This is a genomic window from Bacillus cereus group sp. N24 (assembly GCF_016483345.1).
In the GTDB taxonomy this organism is placed as follows: domain Bacteria; phylum Bacillota; class Bacilli; order Bacillales; family Bacillaceae_G; genus Bacillus_A; species Bacillus_A toyonensis.
In genome coordinates this window covers 1-240 of record NZ_JAEHCA010000151.1, presented here as the reverse complement: position 1 = coordinate 240, position 240 = coordinate 1, and the positions used below count along the sequence as shown (strand labels likewise).

Below are 240 nucleotides of genomic sequence, written 5' to 3'. Positions count from 1 at the left end.
CATTTGGAGGTGTAGTCGGGCCCACAGAATCCGCATGACTACAAAGGGTCACCACTAAAGGCGCACTGTTTAAAGTCTGTGAATCAATCTTATCTGATGTTTGATTTGTTATGTCGATATTTACTTCTACCATTGCTTTAATGGCATTTGGATTTACACCATGTGCTTCGATACCTGCAGAATATACATTCCACTTATCTCACAAGTACTGTTTTCCCCAAGCTTCTGACATTAGGCTTC

The 240-nt window shown here is 40.8% G+C and carries 1 pseudogene; it reads right to left on the bottom strand.

The features are described 5' to 3' along the window. Window positions 1–240 (bottom strand): annotated as a pseudogene (locus tag JDS95_RS30810) (arsenate reductase/protein-tyrosine-phosphatase family protein); the annotation flags it as partial.